Raw genomic sequence first — 15800 nt, 5'->3', positions numbered from 1 at the left:
GAACTTTACATTTGCGAAAGGGAATTAAATTCTGACTTAAAACGCGATATCCACAGTTAAGGTATCACTATATGTTCCCCCCGGCGGCGTGGTCTGCGACGTCAAAATTTGCGCGGTGTAATTGTAGGTTCGCAGCAGGCCATCGCTGCTCACCTGCGATGACACACCGCTCGACCAGCGCTCCGCACCAGCGCTACCCCAGCGGTTGGTGGTTGCCCCTTTGTAAATTTCATAACTGAGCCGGTTGCTGCCGCTGGCCATATTTCTCGCGCTGCCGTTGTAGTAACCGCCGTTGTTAATTCCGACGGTGTACACCATGCCTTTCGTGCAGGTGATGGCAACAGATTGCGAAATGGTCGGGAAGTTGCGCACCAGCGGCGCGCTACCGAAATTGACGTTCGGCGCGCTGATGGTGGTGCAGTCGTTGGTGATGGTGCCGTTGACCTGCAGGCTGGTGGTCGCCGTGCCCGTTTGGGCTGTCGAACATAATCCTAAAACCCCCACCGAACAGACGTTGTACGCGACGCTAAAATTGAGCGTCACTGTATAAGGCCCGGCGCTGACGTTTTGCCCCGGAACAGTGAGGAAATAGAGCGGCAAGGTATAGGTTCGGGTACCCAGCAACGCCAGCAAGACGGCACCGCTCCAGGTGTAGCTGTTACCACTGATAGTCGCTTCGCTATTATTGGCACAGTTGGCCTGACCGCAGACGCGGATCGGGATCGCATCCGTCACGGCGGCGTTATCGGAACGTTTCATCACGCCCCGGTTCGAGGCGGTGGCGCTCGCCCCGGTCAGCGTCAGAGTAATTGAGTCGTTGGTGAGCAAGTTGAGCGCCGCGTCGCAGCGCACAATCAGGCTGGCGGTGGTGTTTTGCGCCGTGGCGTTAAGCACAAACGAGGTCACCGTGCCGAACGCGCCATTGGTGGTGCTGACCGTACAGGCCGACCACGCTGGCCCGCAACTCAGGAGTAATAACAGAAGAAGTAGCCGACGCATTAAGGGTTCCTCCGGCAGGTCAGTGGCCCGTAGGTTTGCAATTTATGGTCAGGATTGGCGAGCAGCGTGAAGTGGGTGTCGCAGGTTTTGCCATCTGGCAAACGGACATGCAGCGCATTGGCCTCATCCAGGTTTTCCAGCCATGCAATGCCGTCATAGCCGACAATCGCCGTGGCTTTACCCGCCCGGTCAACTTCGCTGGCAAGCGGAATCGCTTCGCCGTTTTCATCATGCAGGATCACGCTGGCGACGCGCTCCTGTACCATCGGGAACTCCACCAGATAGCCACTGCGCCGACGTAGCGAGATTTTGCGCTCGGTATCTTTCAGCTGCGTATCCGCCGGTAAGTTCAGCGTATTAATGCTGTAACTGGCCGGGTAATAAGCAGATACCCCGCTCACCAGCAGATAGCCGTCACGGTTGGTTTCACCCACCGGCTGATTTTCATAGTTCACCGGCACACCGCCATGACCGCCGGAGCTGATCACCGCAAACGCGTCATTGATGCGGTTGGCGGCAAATAGCTGGCCATCCATCAGCACCAGCGACCCCAGCGCTTCGCCCCACCATGTCATCATGTCGCTTTCACCGTAACCACCACCCTGCAACTCGACATTGTTATTGCGCCAGCCCAGCGTGCCCTGCTGATAATTTTTTGCCTGCGACTGGTGCGCAAAAGCCATGTTCCAGCTAAATCCGCCATCGGTCGGCATGGCGTGGTTATAGTTGATACGCGCAGTGGAGCCGTTATCGGGGGTTCGCTCCATACTCACTGCCGCACTATCCATGTCGCCTATCGGGATTTGCAGCGACAAGGCAAATGTCCAGTCGCCTTGCTGGTTATCGCGGCTCGCTGCCAGATAAAGGCTACTGCCGCCCCAAAGATTGCGGCTCCAGGAGAGGTTGAGCAGTTCCGTCTTTTTATTATCAAAGCTGCGCACACCGATCCATGCCGCGCCCACGTTGCCGAAATCGCCCATATTCACCGTCAGCGCATATTGATCCGTGTTGCGGCTCAGGCTGGCGACAGGCCGTTGTCCGTTGCTTTGCTCATTGTTGTAAAGGTTGCGCTGGTCGTAGAGCGCCAGATTGCCAAAGCCGCGATCGCGTCGGCTGTGCTGCGTGTTAACACTAAACAGACGGGTGTTGTACTGATAACCCCAGGCAAGCTGGCTGCCGTTATCGCCAGACATGCGGCTTTGCGTCCATGCCCCGTTCACCACGCCAAGCCGCCCGAGTTTCAGCACCGCGCCCGCGCCGCCCAGCGTCAATGACTGTGCCGCCTCACCGTGCCCTTCGAGGGTTAAATAATCGCTCACTCCATAGCGATACGATCCGCTGCCCACCAGCGTCCCATAGTCAACATTCTCAATACCGTAATTGCGCCGCAGCGCCCCCACGGTAATCGCTCCGTCGCTTAAACCTGATTTGAGCAAATCGCTGGCGACATAAAAAGGCAACGTTGTGCTGACCTGCCTCCCCAGCGCGTCCGTGGTAACCAGTACGGCATCTCCCGCGCCATTGATATAGGGCATATTGGTCAGCGTGAAGGGGCCGGGTTGTAGCTGGGTGTTCCCGGCGCGATAGCCGTTAATAAACACATCCACCGAAGTCGGCACAGCCGCTTCGCCGGAAAACGCGGGCAGTGGCCAGGTCACCAGATCCGGGCGCAGGGAGAAGTCGCGCCCGTAACTGACGCCGCCGATACGCACACTGCTGCTCCAGGTTAATGCATCGGAAATAACATCGCCCACGCTCCACTGCGTGGCGTCATCTTCATCGGTAAACGTGAGGGTGGTGTCATAACGCATATACCCTTCCTGCTGTCTGAGGCTGCCGGAAAGTGTCTTACGCAGTGAACCGGTTGAAGAGAGCACGCCATTGCCGTTGAAGTAGCGAAACTCATGCCACAGCGCCGCCTGCCCGCCGATGTGTTCGGTGGTGCTGGTATAGACATCGTAATTGAGTAACGCGCCCTGACCATATTTCGGCGTCGTGCGCCGCAGACCCGAATTAAACGCCGTCACACGCTCCGGCACCCACTCGCCGGGCACCGAAAGCAGCAGACGCTGACCCGCACTGTCATAGTCGGCGCGCACATTCTCCAGCGCCGACACATTGACCTCCCCTTGTGGTACATGCTCAGCGGGAAGCCCGGCCTGCAGAAGATCGGCGCTGGAGACAAAAAAGGCGTTCTGTTGCCGCGTCACGGGCACCACCCGCTGGGTATCGTAATGGTTAATCACCAGGCTTAAATGGAACACAGCGTGACCATTGATGGCGTGCGCATCGGGCGGCGGCGGGAGCATATCATCGCCCTGCTGCGCCCATGCTGAACTCGCCAGCAGCATGAAAGTGACCGGTAAAATCAGTTGCCGGCGGACGACTGCCATTCGCTTTCCCTGGCATTGATAGTCGCCTTCATTTCCACTGGATTACTGATACCCGCGGGTAGCGGCCAGCTACGTACGCTGTGCGGCAAAACATAACCGAGTAGTCCCTCGGCAACCTGCCGCGTTTGCCCGCCTTGCCGCACGCTGACTTTGCTTAAGCGGACATGGACATCGCCATTATTGCGCACTTCCAGTGCCGGTTTGCCGTTGTCGCGGCTTATGCGCCAGCGTAGATCTTTAGTATCCACCAATGCATGATGCGCGCCGCTGGTGTGGGTTTCGATGCCGGTGCCATAGACAAAGAGCGGAATCGAGTAGCGCATTTGCAGCTTGAGGCCAATCTGCGGTTTGTCGCTGTTTTCCGGCTGCGGGATCTCATCAACGATGATGCGATAAGCCTGTTCGACACCCGCCGGGATTGACGCCTGCTTGATCAGGCGAATCAGTTGTTTACTCTCTTTTTCGATTCTCACAATCGGTGGGCTGGCAACGATCTCGTTTTGTTGCTGGTAGCGTTCAAGCCCCTTTTCCTGCTGCCAGCGGACAATGCGCACCTGCATGGTGGTTGGCGCTTCACCCTGGTTCTGGATCCATAATTCGGTCGCGTTGCTGGTAGCGCTGAGCCACGGATCGATGGGCCAGAGCAGAATAGTGGCCGCCGCAAAAACGTTGCCCGCGCTAAACGTCAGCGCACAGGTACAGAGCACGCCCGCCGCGCGACCCGTCGAAATGACCTTCATCGCCTTCTCCCTTGTTACCATGACAATGTCACAGTGAGTTGATCGGTATAAGTGCCTGCCGGGCTGAACCCGGTTAGCTGCGCCGCACCGAAAATCGCCAGCGAGATAGTGTTGCTATTGCTGTAAGCGACGGAGACGGCCTGGTTAACGCCAATCTCGGTATTTGCCGCCAGCGTGCTGCTGGTATAGAGGCGATAAGGCACGCGATCGGTACCACCGCTGCGTTGCAGGTTGCGCACGTTGGCGTAGTTCTGCCCGCCGTTGATACTCATACTCAGCGCCACACCGGGCGTGCAGCCCAGCGAGAACGACGCGCCAGGCACGAAGCTGGCGGTGACCTGTCCGCTCTGCACGCCGCTGCGGGTGCCAAAATTGAGTGAGCCGAGTGCCCCGCCGCTGCCGCTCACCACTGAACAGCCAGGCGCGATGGTCGCGCCCACGGTGAAGGTTTGCGTCGTCACCGCAAAGGCACCCTGCGGGGCCATCATCGCGAACAAGAGCAGCCCAGAAATGACGCGCAGAGATCCCCGGTTCCCCCGCAGGGAAACGCGCATGCCGCCTGGCATCATCTGGGGAGGTTTAGTACGTCACACTCACATTGATCGTATCGGTATAGGTACCCGGTACGACGCTAACGCTGTTGCCACCGCCGGAGATCCGCCCATAGAGCGTGTAGTTATCGACACCACCGGTCGTTGAAGCGCGAGGAATGTTGGTGTTGTTAGTGATGACGTTGCTGAAGCCGCTATCGCTATAAAGGCTGTAGGCAACGCCTTGCGTGGTATTGGCCGCATTGACCAAATAACGGGCAGGCGTTCCCGGTGTGCCGACCACGGTGCCCGGCGCGGTAGAGTTGGTGTTGCCGGTTACCTGCACGGTGTAATCGGTTGTCGTACATTGAATACCGAAGCTGTTACCGCCGCCTGCGTTGGTGAGCTGGGTGGTGAGCTCTGAAAATGTTGCCGGATGCGTACCAAAATCGAGCGAACCAAAATTGATACCGTTCTGGCTTGGCGAGCCGTTAATCAGGCAGCCGTTAGTCAACGTCAGGGTCGCGCCAATCGTCCCGCTACTGGTGACCGCACGCGCATTTTGCGCGGCCATTACCAGAGCACCGCTTGCCAGCACATAAAGTAATTTTCTGTTCATGTTTCCACCTCCGAAAATACCGCGTGCTGTTTATTTCACCGCGCAATTAATTAGCCACCGAAATAAGAAAAACACGCAAACGATTAAAGCAGGAATAACAGAAATTTAGTTTACGCTGTACGCTTCAACCACTTAAACGCAACGGCGTAAGACCCATAAACCGGTGATGATTTTATGATTTTAAATCATTGAGTTAGCGAATAATTAATGCCTAATTCATTAATTTCCCGAAAGATATATACCTTGAATTGTGATAAACATCACAATATATGACCAGCTGTAACGAGAAGTAAGAGAACTTTATGAAATAGAAATTAAGCGGGGGTGAAGGATATATATTATAGCGACAGAAAAAAGACAAAAATAAAGGCGGATGAAGCAACTTCACCCACCTTTATTATTTCGCAACTGGCGTGATTATTACGCTACGTGTGAGGCTGCAATGTCCAGCAGCGCCATTTCATCGCTGTTGAGCAATTTTTCAATGTTTACCAGAATCAGCATACGGTCGCCGAGCGCGCCAAGGCCGGTCAGGTATTCGGTCGACAGCGTGACCGCGAATTCCGGTGCCGGGCGGATCTGGTCAGATGCCAGCGACAGGACGTCGGAAACACCATCAACCACAATCCCCACCACGCGCTGACCGAGATTCAGCACGATAACGACCGTGTTTTCATCATACTCGACATCGCCCTGGCTGAACTTCACACGCAGGTCGACAATCGGCACAATCACACCGCGCAGGTTGGTGACGCCTTTGATAAAGTCGGGGGTATTGGCGATTCGGGTCACCTGATCATAGCCACGAATTTCCTGCACTTTGAGAATATCGATTCCGTATTCTTCATCGCCCAGAGTGAAAACCAGGAACTCCTGACCTGATGGCTCGCCCGCCAGTTTTGCTACATTACTCATACCGGTCATGTTTTATACCTTCTTAACTAAATCAGGCGGCTGTGTGCGCCATACGATGTTCACGATTCAATCCCTGCAACGCTGATACGTCAACGATCAGCGCAACGCTACCATCCCCAAGGATAGTGGCAGCAGAAATACCCGGCACTTTGCGATAGTTGCTTTCCAGGTTTTTCACCACCACTTGATGCTGACCAATCAGTTGATCAACCAGCAATGCATAGCGACGACCCGCGCTTTGCAGAATAACGACAATCCCCTGCGTGGCTTCGGTTTTCGCGCCCATAACGTCAAAGACTTTCCACAGTTCAACCAGCGGCAGGTATTCACCGCGCACTTCCAGCACACGCTCACCACCGGCCAGCGGATGCAGATCTTCTTCACGCGGTTGCAGCGATTCCATTACCGCGTTCAACGGCAGGATAAAGACTTCGTTGTTCACTTTTACTGACATGCCGTCGAGGATCGCCAGCGTCAGCGGCAGCAGGATACGAATGGTCGTCCCGGTGCCCTGTTTCGATTTGATTTCAACGTGGCCACCCATCTCCTGGATGTTACGTTTCACCACATCCATGCCCACGCCGCGTCCGGAAACGTCAGTTACCTGTTCAGCGGTGGAGAAGCCCGGCGCGAAAATCAGCATGCCCACTTCTTCATCGGTCATGTTCTCGTGTACGGCCATCCCCTGCGAAATCGCTTTCGCCAGAATACGTTCACGGTTCAGGCCTGCGCCATCGTCGGTTACTTCAATACAGATGTTCCCGCCCTGGTGTTCCGCCGAAAGGATCAGGTTGCCGATAGGCGACTTCCCTGCTTCCACACGTTTTTGCGGTGTTTCAATACCGTGGTCGAGGCTGTTACGCACCAGGTGCGTTAACGGGTCAATAATGCGTTCGATCAAGCTTTTATCAAGTTCGGTTGAGCTACCCTGCAGCGTCAGCTCCACTTGTTTATCAAGCTTGCTCGCCAGATCGCGCACCAGGCGCGGGAAGCGGCTGAAGACATATTCCATCGGCATCATACGGATGGACATCACCGATTCCTGCAGGTCGCGGGCGTTGCGCTGCAGCTGGCTCATGCTGGTTATTAAATCACCGTGCGTCACCGGATCCAGCTCGTTAGAGCGCTGGGCCAGCATGGACTGGGTGATAACCAGTTCGCCTACCAGGTTGATCAACTGGTCAACTTTTTCGACCGCAACACGGATACTGGTCGATTCACTGGCGCGGGCTGCCGGTTTTTCACGGCCTGCCGGTTGCTCTTTCGCTACTGCTTTCAGCGCAGGTGCCGCAGCCGGGGCCGCTTGCACCGCCGGGACAGCCGCTGCTGCCGGCGCTTCAGCCACTTCAGACGGGGCTTCAACAGCCGTTTCTGCTGCCGCGGGCGCGGGTGCCGCTTTTTCGAAAGCGATTTGATCCGCTTCGATAACAAAGCACAGCACCGCGATAATGTCGTCTTCGCCCACGCCACCGTCGATCGTCACGCTCAGGGTATCTTTCCCCTTCACGACATCGCTCAGCGTGCCGAGGTTGCCCAGCTCTTCTTCGAGTAAGTCAACTTCACTCTCTTTCAGGCGAGAAAGGACAATTCGCAGTTTGCCGTCGTTTTCAGCGGCGGGCGCGGTCGCTTCAGATGCCAGTGCGGTCTCTACAACAGAGAGTTTTGCACCATTCGCAGCGGCAGGAACGACCTCTCCTTTTGCCTCCAGCGCCAGCTGGCGCAGGGCATTGCAGATGTATTCGAAGCTTGCGGCATCTGGCTCTGACGAGCTTTTATAGGCATCGAGCTGTTCCTGCATAATATCTTTGGTTTCCAAAAACAGGTTGATAATGTCGGTGTTGAGCTGCATCTCGCCACGCCGAGCCTCATCAAGCAGGTTCTCCATCAGGTGAGTTGTTTCCTGCAAGATGGTAAAGCCAAATGTACCCGCACCGCCTTTAATAGAGTGAGCAGCACGGAAGATGGCGTTGAGCTGTTCTGAATCCGGCGCTTCCGGCACCAGATCCAATAAATGTTGTTCCATATCGGCCAACAGTTCGTCGGCCTCATCAAAGAATGTTTGGTAAAAATCACTAATATCCATGCTCACGCTATCACCTCGGATTGGCTTGTGGCGACGTAGGAACTGCTGCCGGAGACGAGGCTGCTGGCGCGGGTGCTGCCGCTGCCGCTGGCTCTGGCTGTGTAATCGCGCTTATTGGCGCACTCTGACTTTCGGCGTTCTCATGCAGAATGGCCGCTTCTGCTTGTTTGTTCAGCACCAAAAGACTAATTCGGCGGTTGATGGCTTCATCCGGGCCGCGGTTGACCAGGCGCATGGTTGCCGCCATGCCAACAACGCGCATCACTTTGCCATCATCCAGGCCACCGGCAACCAGCTCGCGACGCGACGCGTTGGCGCGATCGGCGGAAAGCTCCCAGTTGCTGTACCCTTTATCGCCGTTAGCGTAAGGGGCATCGTCGGTGTGACCGGAGAGGCTCACTTTGTTCGGGATCCCATTCAGTACTGGCGCAATCGCCCGTAAAATATCGCGCATATAAGGTTCGACTTCCGCGCTGCCGGTTTTAAACATCGGCCGGTTCTGGCTATCGATAATCTGTATACGCAACCCTTCCTGTACCAGGTCGATTTTCAAATGCGGGCGCAATGCGCGCAGTTTGGGATCGGCCTCAATTAACTGGTCCAGGTCGCCGCGCAATTTACTCAAGCGCGACTGCTCCATGCGTTTTTTCAGGTCGTCAATATTGGGCTGTTTTTGTACTTCGCCCTGTTGCTGTGTGTAGTCATCGCCACCGCCCGGAATCGGGCTGTCGCTATTCGAAATTCTCGGCCCACCCGTGACCGCAGTTGCCAGCGGCGTGCGGAAATACTCCGCAATCTGGATAAGCTCTTTCGGGCTGGAGATGGAGATAAGCCACATCACCAGGAAAAACGCCATCATCGCCGTCATAAAGTCGGCATAGGCTATTTTCCAGGAGCCGTGTCCGCCGCCACCGTGGCCTTTATGTTTTTTTCGTCTAACTACGACGATCGGATGGGACTGGTTTTTCATGCGTCCTCAGTCGTCGTCTGTTGGTTAGGATTTCTGACCGCACGAACATGTTCGTCCAGTTCGATAAACGACGGACGCTCGCTGGAGTAAAGTGTTTTACGACCAAACTCAACCGCGATCGGCGGCGCATAACCGTTCAGGTTCGACAGCAGGGTTATCTTCACGCACTGCATCATTTTGGCGGTTTCCGCACTCTTCTGGCGAAGTACGCTTGCCAGCGGAGAGATAAAACCGTATGCCAACAAAATACCGAGGAAAGTTCCCACCATCGCATGCGCAATCAGCGCACCCAACTCCGCCGCCGGACGATCCGCCGAGGCCAGCGCATGGACCACACCCATTACTGCCGCCACGATACCGAACGCCGGAAGTGAGTCACCGACCATCGCCAGCGCGTTCGCCGGGACTTCAGCTTCACTTTCGTGGGTCTCAATCTCTTCATCCATCAGCGCTTCAATTTCGAAGGTATTCATGTTGCCGCTGATGATAAGACGCAGATAATCCACGATAAATTCAAGCATCGTCGCATCCGCGAGAATACGCGGGTAGCTGGCGAAAATTTCGCTCTCTTTCGGGTTTTCAATATCCCGTTCCAGCGAGAACATCCCTTGCTGACGTGATTTCGCCATCAGGCGATACAGCAGCGCCAGCAAGTCCATATACATACTTTTGGTGTACTTCGAACGGCGAAACAGCAAAGGCATCGCTTTCAGCGTTCCTTTGATGGCTTTACCGTTGTTGCCAACGATGAATGCACCTACCCCCGCGCCCCCGATGATGATCAGTTCAGACGGTTGATAAAGTGCCCCAAGTTCTCCGCCGGTCATCATATAACCGCCAAAGACTGCACCAAGAACAACCAGGTAACCTAATACGATAAGCACGACATCATCCTTCTGCTAATGACTAAGGCTCGGGATAAACATTTCAAAGGGTTAACACGAGTGACAGGTAAAAAAAAAGCAGCGGCATAACTGCACCGCTGCTGGAGTGTTTCCACCTGTATTCGGTTAAACAGCCTGATCGATCTGTTCATCCAGCAGTTGTGGAATAATATCGGCAGCATCCTGGGAAAGTTTACGTCTTTTTACCGCGCGGGACGGCGGCTGGCATAAACTGCAGGCAAAGCTACCAACAGGCTGATGCGCGTGAGTAATAAAATTACCACCACAGCAATTGCAGCGAGACAACTCCAGCATTCCGCTTTCCACGAAACGAACCAGCGTCCAGGCGCGGGTCAGCGCCAGCAGCGGTCCTTCCTCAGCATGAGGGCATTGTTCGAGGTAAAGTCGGTATGCTTTGATGACTGCGTCAACGCCGCTGCAAAGGCCTGTTTTTAACAAAAATTGCCATGCGTTACAGAACATAGACGCGTGGATGTTTTGTTCCCAGGTCATAAACCAGTCGGTGGAGAATGGCAGCATACCTTTTGGCGGCGGGCTACCACGCAACTCTTTGTAGAGTTTGATAAGACGACCACGGCTAAGCTGGGTCTCACTCTCCAACATTTGTAAACGCGCACCCAGCGTAATCAGTTCCATTGCTAACTGAATATCGCGTGCTTCCTGAACAATGCTTTTTTCGCTCATCGTTATGCCCTTTTCTTCCGGGCCGCGTCGCCAGTCTGTGAAGACTCATTCAGCAGGCGGGTTGAAAGTAAAATCCCGGTGTGAACTTGCTGTAAATCGTCCACGCGTGATTCTTGGGTCAGACGAGTGATGGTCTGATGATTGTCAAAACGGAACTGGCAAATCAGCTGATTGGTTTCAGCCAACTTCACCATTTGTGGAAGGGTTAACTCAACCAGTGTCGTCGCCATCTCTTCATTAATACCAAGACGGAACATGGCGGACGCTTTGTCCTGGCTGATCAAACGCTGAGCAAGAAGTAAATACGACAAATTAATGTCATAAACATGTTTCAGCAACTCGGATGTATGCATTTTTCCCATCCCGAATAACCAACTTGTATCTTATGCGGCTAAGCCGCACCCCGTGATGTCGCCGGGAAAAAACCCGGTATAAAAAAGAAAGGCTAAATGCATAACTGACTAGGATCTTGCGATAAGGCGCTTCGCTCAAATGTTAATTGCCTTACAACGTTCTTAATCATTTCTTACAAAGAACTAAGATTTTTCCTAATTCGACGCAACTGTACTCGTAGGTGCTGCCACATACAATCTGACCAGTGCGGAAATTTGAAATTTTTGTGATCCACGTCACATAATTTACGTGAATATGGACAAGAAATCTATCAGTCTCGCTTGTGAATTGATGTTTTTTTGCGCGATCGGCCCCCTTTTCTATTCCAATTGTCCGAATAGGCATGCAAAACGCGCTCTTACCCACGCTAACTGGTCGGAGGATTAGGATGCTGCCCTATTTACATTTGACAATATGTGTCTACTGAAGAAACAAAAATAAAAAATCTTATAAAACAACACATTATGTTTTAAGCGATCTTAATTAATCACCCGAAGTAACCATTGCATTTTTGTTAATCTTTATGATTGATAATTTAACAATTCGATCTTAAATTCTCTTAATTTTAGTTAAGCTTTTAAAATCGGTTAAGGTGATTAAAGCGCGACCATACCGTTACGTAAGAATAATTAATGAATATTTATGATAACCTTCACATCCCTGCCATATTCACAGGTTGCGCTGGTTTAAGAATCGGAGTAATGGTGAGAAAAATTTGATTCAATCGGGGAGTAAAAATGGCTTATGCACATCTTTTGGTCGCCGTAGCCGTTACGCCAGAAAGCCAACAACTACTGGCAAAAGCGGTCGATATTGCCCGCCCTTCCAGTGCCCGTATCACACTGATTACCTTAGCCGCTGACCCGGAACTCTATAACCAGCTTGCAGCGCCGATGATGGAAAACGTTCGTGATGTATTGCAGGAAGAGACGCAGCAGTTTCTGGATGAGCTGGTGCGCAACGCGAATTATCCTATCGAACAGGCGCTGATCGCCTCCGGCGAGCTGAGCAAGCATATTCTGCATACTTGTCGCACCCAGGATGTCGATTTAGTGGTGTGTGGTAATCACAATCAGACGTTCTTCTCGCGCGCCGTCTGCTCGGCTAAAAGCATTGTCCAGGCCAGTGAAGTTGATGTGCTGTTAGTGCCGTTAAGTGCGTAAAACGCCCCCGCATGAGCGGGAGCGTTGTTACCTCAGGCTAACTTCTGAAAGGTCGCCACTTTGCTTTGTAGCTGGCTTTGTGCGCTACGTGGCGTGATGCGCTTTAAATCGCTGATAAACCTCTGCTGCCAGTGATGGATATCATTCTCCTTGATAACTTTGAGCATCTCCGCATGACGCGAAATACGCTCCGCCAGCGGCATCCTTAATGCCCTGTCCATCGCCGCCGCGACATCATCGCGATCGTAAGGGTTAACGATCAGCGCCGACGTCAGCTCATTCGCCGCACCGGCAAACTGCGAAAGAATTAGCACCCCCGGGTTTTCAGGATCCTGGGCCGCTACATACTCTTTCGCCACCAGGTTCATCCCGTCACGCAGCGGCGTCACCAGCCCGACTTCCGCATAGCGGAATACCTTCATCAACACTTTGCGATCAAAATGCTGGTTGAGGTAATAGAGCGGCGTCCAGCCAAGCTGACCGTATTTACCGTTGATACGCCCGGCTTCGGTTTCCAGTTGATGACGAATATCCTGGTAGGCCTGTACTTCGCCACGCGAGGTGGGCGCAATCTGCGTATAACGAATTTTACCGTGGTGCTGAGGGAACTTCTCCAGCAGGGTTTCATAGGCCAGGAAGCGTTCCGGCAAGCCTTTGGAGTAATCCAGACGCTCTACCGAGAAGATGTTTTTCACATTCTTCAGCTCATTTTTCAACTGCGCCAGTTTGGGCGGCAGCGGCCCTGCGGCCTGCTGCGCGATTTCTTGCGGCTCAATACCGATAGGATAGACTTCAGTGCGGAAGTTTTTGCCCCAGGCAACATGCTCTTTGCCACCACGCGTGGTGAGCCTTGTTTGCATCGACAAACTATCGAGGAAGGCCAGACGATCGCTTTCGGTCTGGAAGCCCAGCAAGTCGTAATCACACAGTTGCTCAAGCAACTCGGCGTGCGGCGGCAAGGCATTGAAAATTTCCGGCGTCGGGAAAGGAATATGCAGGAAGAAGCCGATTTGGTTGTTGACGCCGCGCTTACGCAGTTCGCTGGCAAACGGCAACAGGTGGTAATCATGGATCCACAGAATGTCGTCATCTTTAATCAGCGGCAGCAGCTTGTCTGCCAGCAGCGCGTTGACATCCTGGTAGCCTTCCCAGGCCTCGCGCTGGAACTTAACCAAATCCAGACGATAGTGGAAAGCGGGCCACAGCACCGCGTTGGAAAATTGCGAATAATACTGCTCGTAATGATCTTCGCTGAGGTTAAAAGAGGCCCAGGTAATATTCCCTTTCGTGACCTTTTTTAGCGGTTGATCCTCGTCACCGATCTCCCCGCTCCAGCCAAACCACAGCCCACCGGTCGCTTTCAGCGCCCCGAGGATCCCTACAGCCAGCCCGCCAGCGCTGGATTTTTTATCATCAGGCGGAGCAATACGATTAGATACTACGACTAAGCGACTCATAGCCATCTCTCCTGTTTGTTAGCGCCCGTTGTTCTTGTTGTTGATGGTCGACAAGTTGTTCAAGCCATTGATAGACATCATTCACGCCAGCCAGACGCCACTTTGCCTGTGTTGCGCCCGGGCCAACTTTTATCGATATGCCGCCAAGTTTATTAACGGTTTTAAACCCATGTTCGTCAGTCAAATCGTCGCCAAGAAACACCGGTTTCTTGCCGAGAAAGGGTGGCGTTTGCATAAACGCGTCAATAGCGGCGCCTTTATGAATGCCAGAGGGTTTCAGCTCGACCACACATTTTCCCGGCTGCATTGCCAGCTGCGGGTAGTGTGCGATGAGTGTTTTTGCCAGGGCAAAGACCGCCTCTTCATGCTGCGGTGCCTGGCGATAATGCAGTGCAAATGCCATCCCTTTAGTTTCAAGTTCAACGCCGGTTAGCGGCGCAATGCCATGCCGTAATTCACGTTCCAGCGGCTGCAAAACCGCTTCCGGTAAGGTCATTCGTTCGGTTCGACCATTGATATCGCGGCGCTCCGCCCCATGTACCCCGGCCAGCGGGAAACGATATGGTTTGGCGAGCTGTTCCAGCTCAGCAATCGAACGCCCTGAAATCAATGCCAACGCCCTGTCATTTAGCTCAGCAAGCAATGAAAGTCTGGTCAGCACATCTTCAGGGATAAAAACATCATCCGGGTGCGGTTTGATGTCCGCAAGGGTGCCATCCAAATCGAAAAAAAAGGCAAAATTTCCGGAAATGAGAGGCGGTATAGATAGTGCGTCTTCCACCCTGGTTTCCTCCTTACAGTGTCAGATGAGAGCCGTTTTTCATTAACGTCTCATTATCATTAGCCATGTAAGTATAGACAGTGTGACGCTGCTCGCCATTTTAAACATGACTTACCAGCCGGATTAGCGGCTGGTAAGGTCTGGAGTTACACTATAAGGTTGTGTGCAAATTTTAAGCAAAAAGCATCAAATCGTGCGTTTGGCCTTTTGTTTGTAGCGGTCGAAAATCACCGCCGCCAGCAGGATCAAGCCGCGCACAACGTATTGCGAGAAAGGAGAGATATTCAGCAGGTTCATGGCGTTTTCCACGGTCCCCAGAATCAAAATCCCGGCCACAACGTAGGAAATTTTACCGATGCCACCTTTCAGCGACACACCTCCCAGCACGCAGGCTGAAATGACAATCAGCTCATAACCGATCGAGGTCATTGGCTGTCCGCTGGTCATACGTGAAGCAAGAATAATCCCCGCCGCCGCTGACACAAGGCCTGAGAGCACAAAGATAATAATCTTGGTTCTGACTACCGGCACCCCCGCCAGTCTCGCCGCCTCTTCGTTACCGCCAATCGCCAGCGTATTGCGACCAAAGGTGGTTTTATTAAGCAGGAAACCAAAAATAATCAGGCATCCGACCGTCAGCCAGATAGGCGCAGGCAGGCCAAGCCAGTTCGCATAACCGAGCGTAAAGAAGCGCTCATCTTCGATCCCGACCGCTTTACCATCAGAGATAATATAGGCCAAACCGCGCACAATCTGCATTGTCGCAAGTGTGGTTATCAGGGCGTTGATTTTCAAACGTGCGATGACAAAGCCGTTAATAAAGCCGCTCACCACACCGAGCAGCAACCCGGCAAATACGCCAATCCACAGGCTTTCGCTTAGGTTAATCACCACCGCCGTGGTCACCCCGGCGCAGGCAATCACAGACGCGACGGAAAGGTCGAAATCACCGGAGGCCAGGCAAAAAAGCATGCCGCAAGCCACCATGCCGGACATAGATATCGCCAGCCCCAGCCCTTTCATATTGACGAAAGAGGCAAAGTTCGGCACGAAAACAGCGCAACCAATGAACAGTACGGCGAACACCACCAGCATGCCGAACTGATCCCAGATGCGCCCGAAGCTGAACGCCGATTTCGGCGCGCGGGACGTAGTTAAAGATGACATC

Annotated in this window: 15 protein-coding genes; 1 reads left to right on the top strand and 14 read right to left on the bottom strand. The window is 53.6% G+C overall.

The genetic code is table 11. The features are described from left to right. Positions 1–36: 36 nt before the first annotated feature. The 11 genes from M8Q36_RS15960 to flhD all read right to left on the bottom strand — a co-directional run bounded on the left by M8Q36_RS15960 (position 37) and on the right by flhD (position 11191). Entirely contained in the window at positions 37–999 is a 963-nt protein-coding gene (locus tag M8Q36_RS15960; RefSeq protein WP_249881528.1) for a Csu type fimbrial protein, read from the bottom strand. Beyond that, positions 999–3392, bottom strand: a complete 2394-nt coding sequence (locus M8Q36_RS15955; protein ID WP_249881527.1) for a fimbria/pilus outer membrane usher protein — start codon at positions 3390–3392, stop codon at positions 999–1001. Before M8Q36_RS15955 ends, M8Q36_RS15960 begins: the two co-directional genes overlap by 1 nt. Then, positions 3368–4132, bottom strand: a complete 765-nt coding sequence (locus tag M8Q36_RS15950; protein ID WP_249881526.1) for a fimbrial biogenesis chaperone — start codon at positions 4130–4132, stop codon at positions 3368–3370. The genes M8Q36_RS15955 and M8Q36_RS15950 overlap by 25 nt, the downstream gene beginning before the upstream one ends. 14 nt (positions 4133–4146) lie before the next feature. Beyond that, on the bottom strand, positions 4147–4620 hold the full coding sequence (locus M8Q36_RS15945) for a Csu type fimbrial protein (protein ID WP_249881525.1): 474 nt from the start codon (positions 4618–4620) through the stop codon (positions 4147–4149). Between the two features lie 91 nt (positions 4621–4711). Next, positions 4712–5281 (bottom strand): Csu type fimbrial protein, encoded by a 570-nt coding sequence (locus tag M8Q36_RS15940; protein WP_249881524.1) that lies wholly within the window; start codon positions 5279–5281, stop codon positions 4712–4714. Between the two features lie 420 nt (positions 5282–5701). Continuing rightward, positions 5702–6205, bottom strand: a complete 504-nt coding sequence (gene cheW, locus M8Q36_RS15935) for a chemotaxis protein CheW (RefSeq protein WP_200550617.1) — start codon at positions 6203–6205, stop codon at positions 5702–5704. Between the two features lie 22 nt (positions 6206–6227). Continuing rightward, on the bottom strand, positions 6228–8279 hold the full coding sequence (gene cheA / locus M8Q36_RS15930) for a chemotaxis protein CheA (RefSeq protein WP_249882786.1): 2052 nt from the start codon (positions 8277–8279) through the stop codon (positions 6228–6230). Between the two features lie 10 nt (positions 8280–8289). After that, complete coding sequence (motB, locus tag M8Q36_RS15925) at positions 8290–9249, bottom strand: flagellar motor protein MotB (protein ID WP_017458317.1); 960 nt, start codon at positions 9247–9249, stop codon at positions 8290–8292. Next, complete coding sequence (gene motA, locus M8Q36_RS15920) at positions 9246–10133, bottom strand: flagellar motor stator protein MotA (RefSeq protein WP_017458318.1); 888 nt, start codon at positions 10131–10133, stop codon at positions 9246–9248. The genes motB and motA overlap by 4 nt, the downstream gene beginning before the upstream one ends. A gap of 126 nt (positions 10134–10259) precedes the next feature. Continuing rightward, positions 10260–10838 carry a flagellar transcriptional regulator FlhC gene (flhC, locus tag M8Q36_RS15915; protein WP_017458319.1) on the bottom strand — a complete coding sequence of 193 codons (579 nt, stop codon included), beginning with the start codon at positions 10836–10838 and terminating at the stop codon, positions 10260–10262. Between the two features lie 2 nt (positions 10839–10840). Next, positions 10841–11191, bottom strand: a complete 351-nt coding sequence (gene flhD / locus M8Q36_RS15910) for a flagellar transcriptional regulator FlhD (RefSeq protein ID WP_017458320.1) — start codon at positions 11189–11191, stop codon at positions 10841–10843. A gap of 777 nt (positions 11192–11968) precedes the next feature. On the opposite strand from flhD, the gene uspC reads away from it, so the two are divergent. Beyond that, positions 11969–12394, top strand: coding sequence for a universal stress protein UspC (gene uspC / locus M8Q36_RS15905; protein ID WP_249881523.1), 426 nt, complete (start codon positions 11969–11971; stop codon positions 12392–12394). A 32-nt stretch (positions 12395–12426) separates the two neighbouring features. Here the strand turns inward: uspC and otsA are convergent, their stop codons facing one another. The 3 genes from otsA to araH all read right to left on the bottom strand — a co-directional run bounded on the left by otsA (position 12427) and on the right by araH (position 15799). Next, a complete protein-coding gene (gene otsA / locus M8Q36_RS15900) occupies positions 12427–13851 on the bottom strand; it encodes an alpha,alpha-trehalose-phosphate synthase (protein WP_200550614.1) in 1425 nt (474 codons plus the stop codon). Further along, the gene (gene otsB / locus M8Q36_RS15895) at positions 13826–14632 is read right to left on the bottom strand and encodes a trehalose-phosphatase (RefSeq protein ID WP_249881522.1); all 807 of its coding nucleotides are present in this window, start codon (positions 14630–14632) and stop codon (positions 13826–13828) included. Before otsB ends, otsA begins: the two co-directional genes overlap by 26 nt. A gap of 186 nt (positions 14633–14818) precedes the next feature. After that, a complete protein-coding gene (gene araH / locus M8Q36_RS15890) occupies positions 14819–15799 on the bottom strand; it encodes an L-arabinose ABC transporter permease AraH (protein ID WP_249881521.1) in 981 nt (326 codons plus the stop codon). Between the last annotated feature and the right edge of the window lies 1 nt (position 15800).

The sequence above is a fragment of the Kosakonia sp. R1.Fl genome, from assembly GCF_023516815.1.
Lineage (GTDB): Bacteria > Pseudomonadota > Gammaproteobacteria > Enterobacterales > Enterobacteriaceae > Kosakonia.
This window is presented reverse-complemented; position numbering and strand designations above follow the sequence as displayed.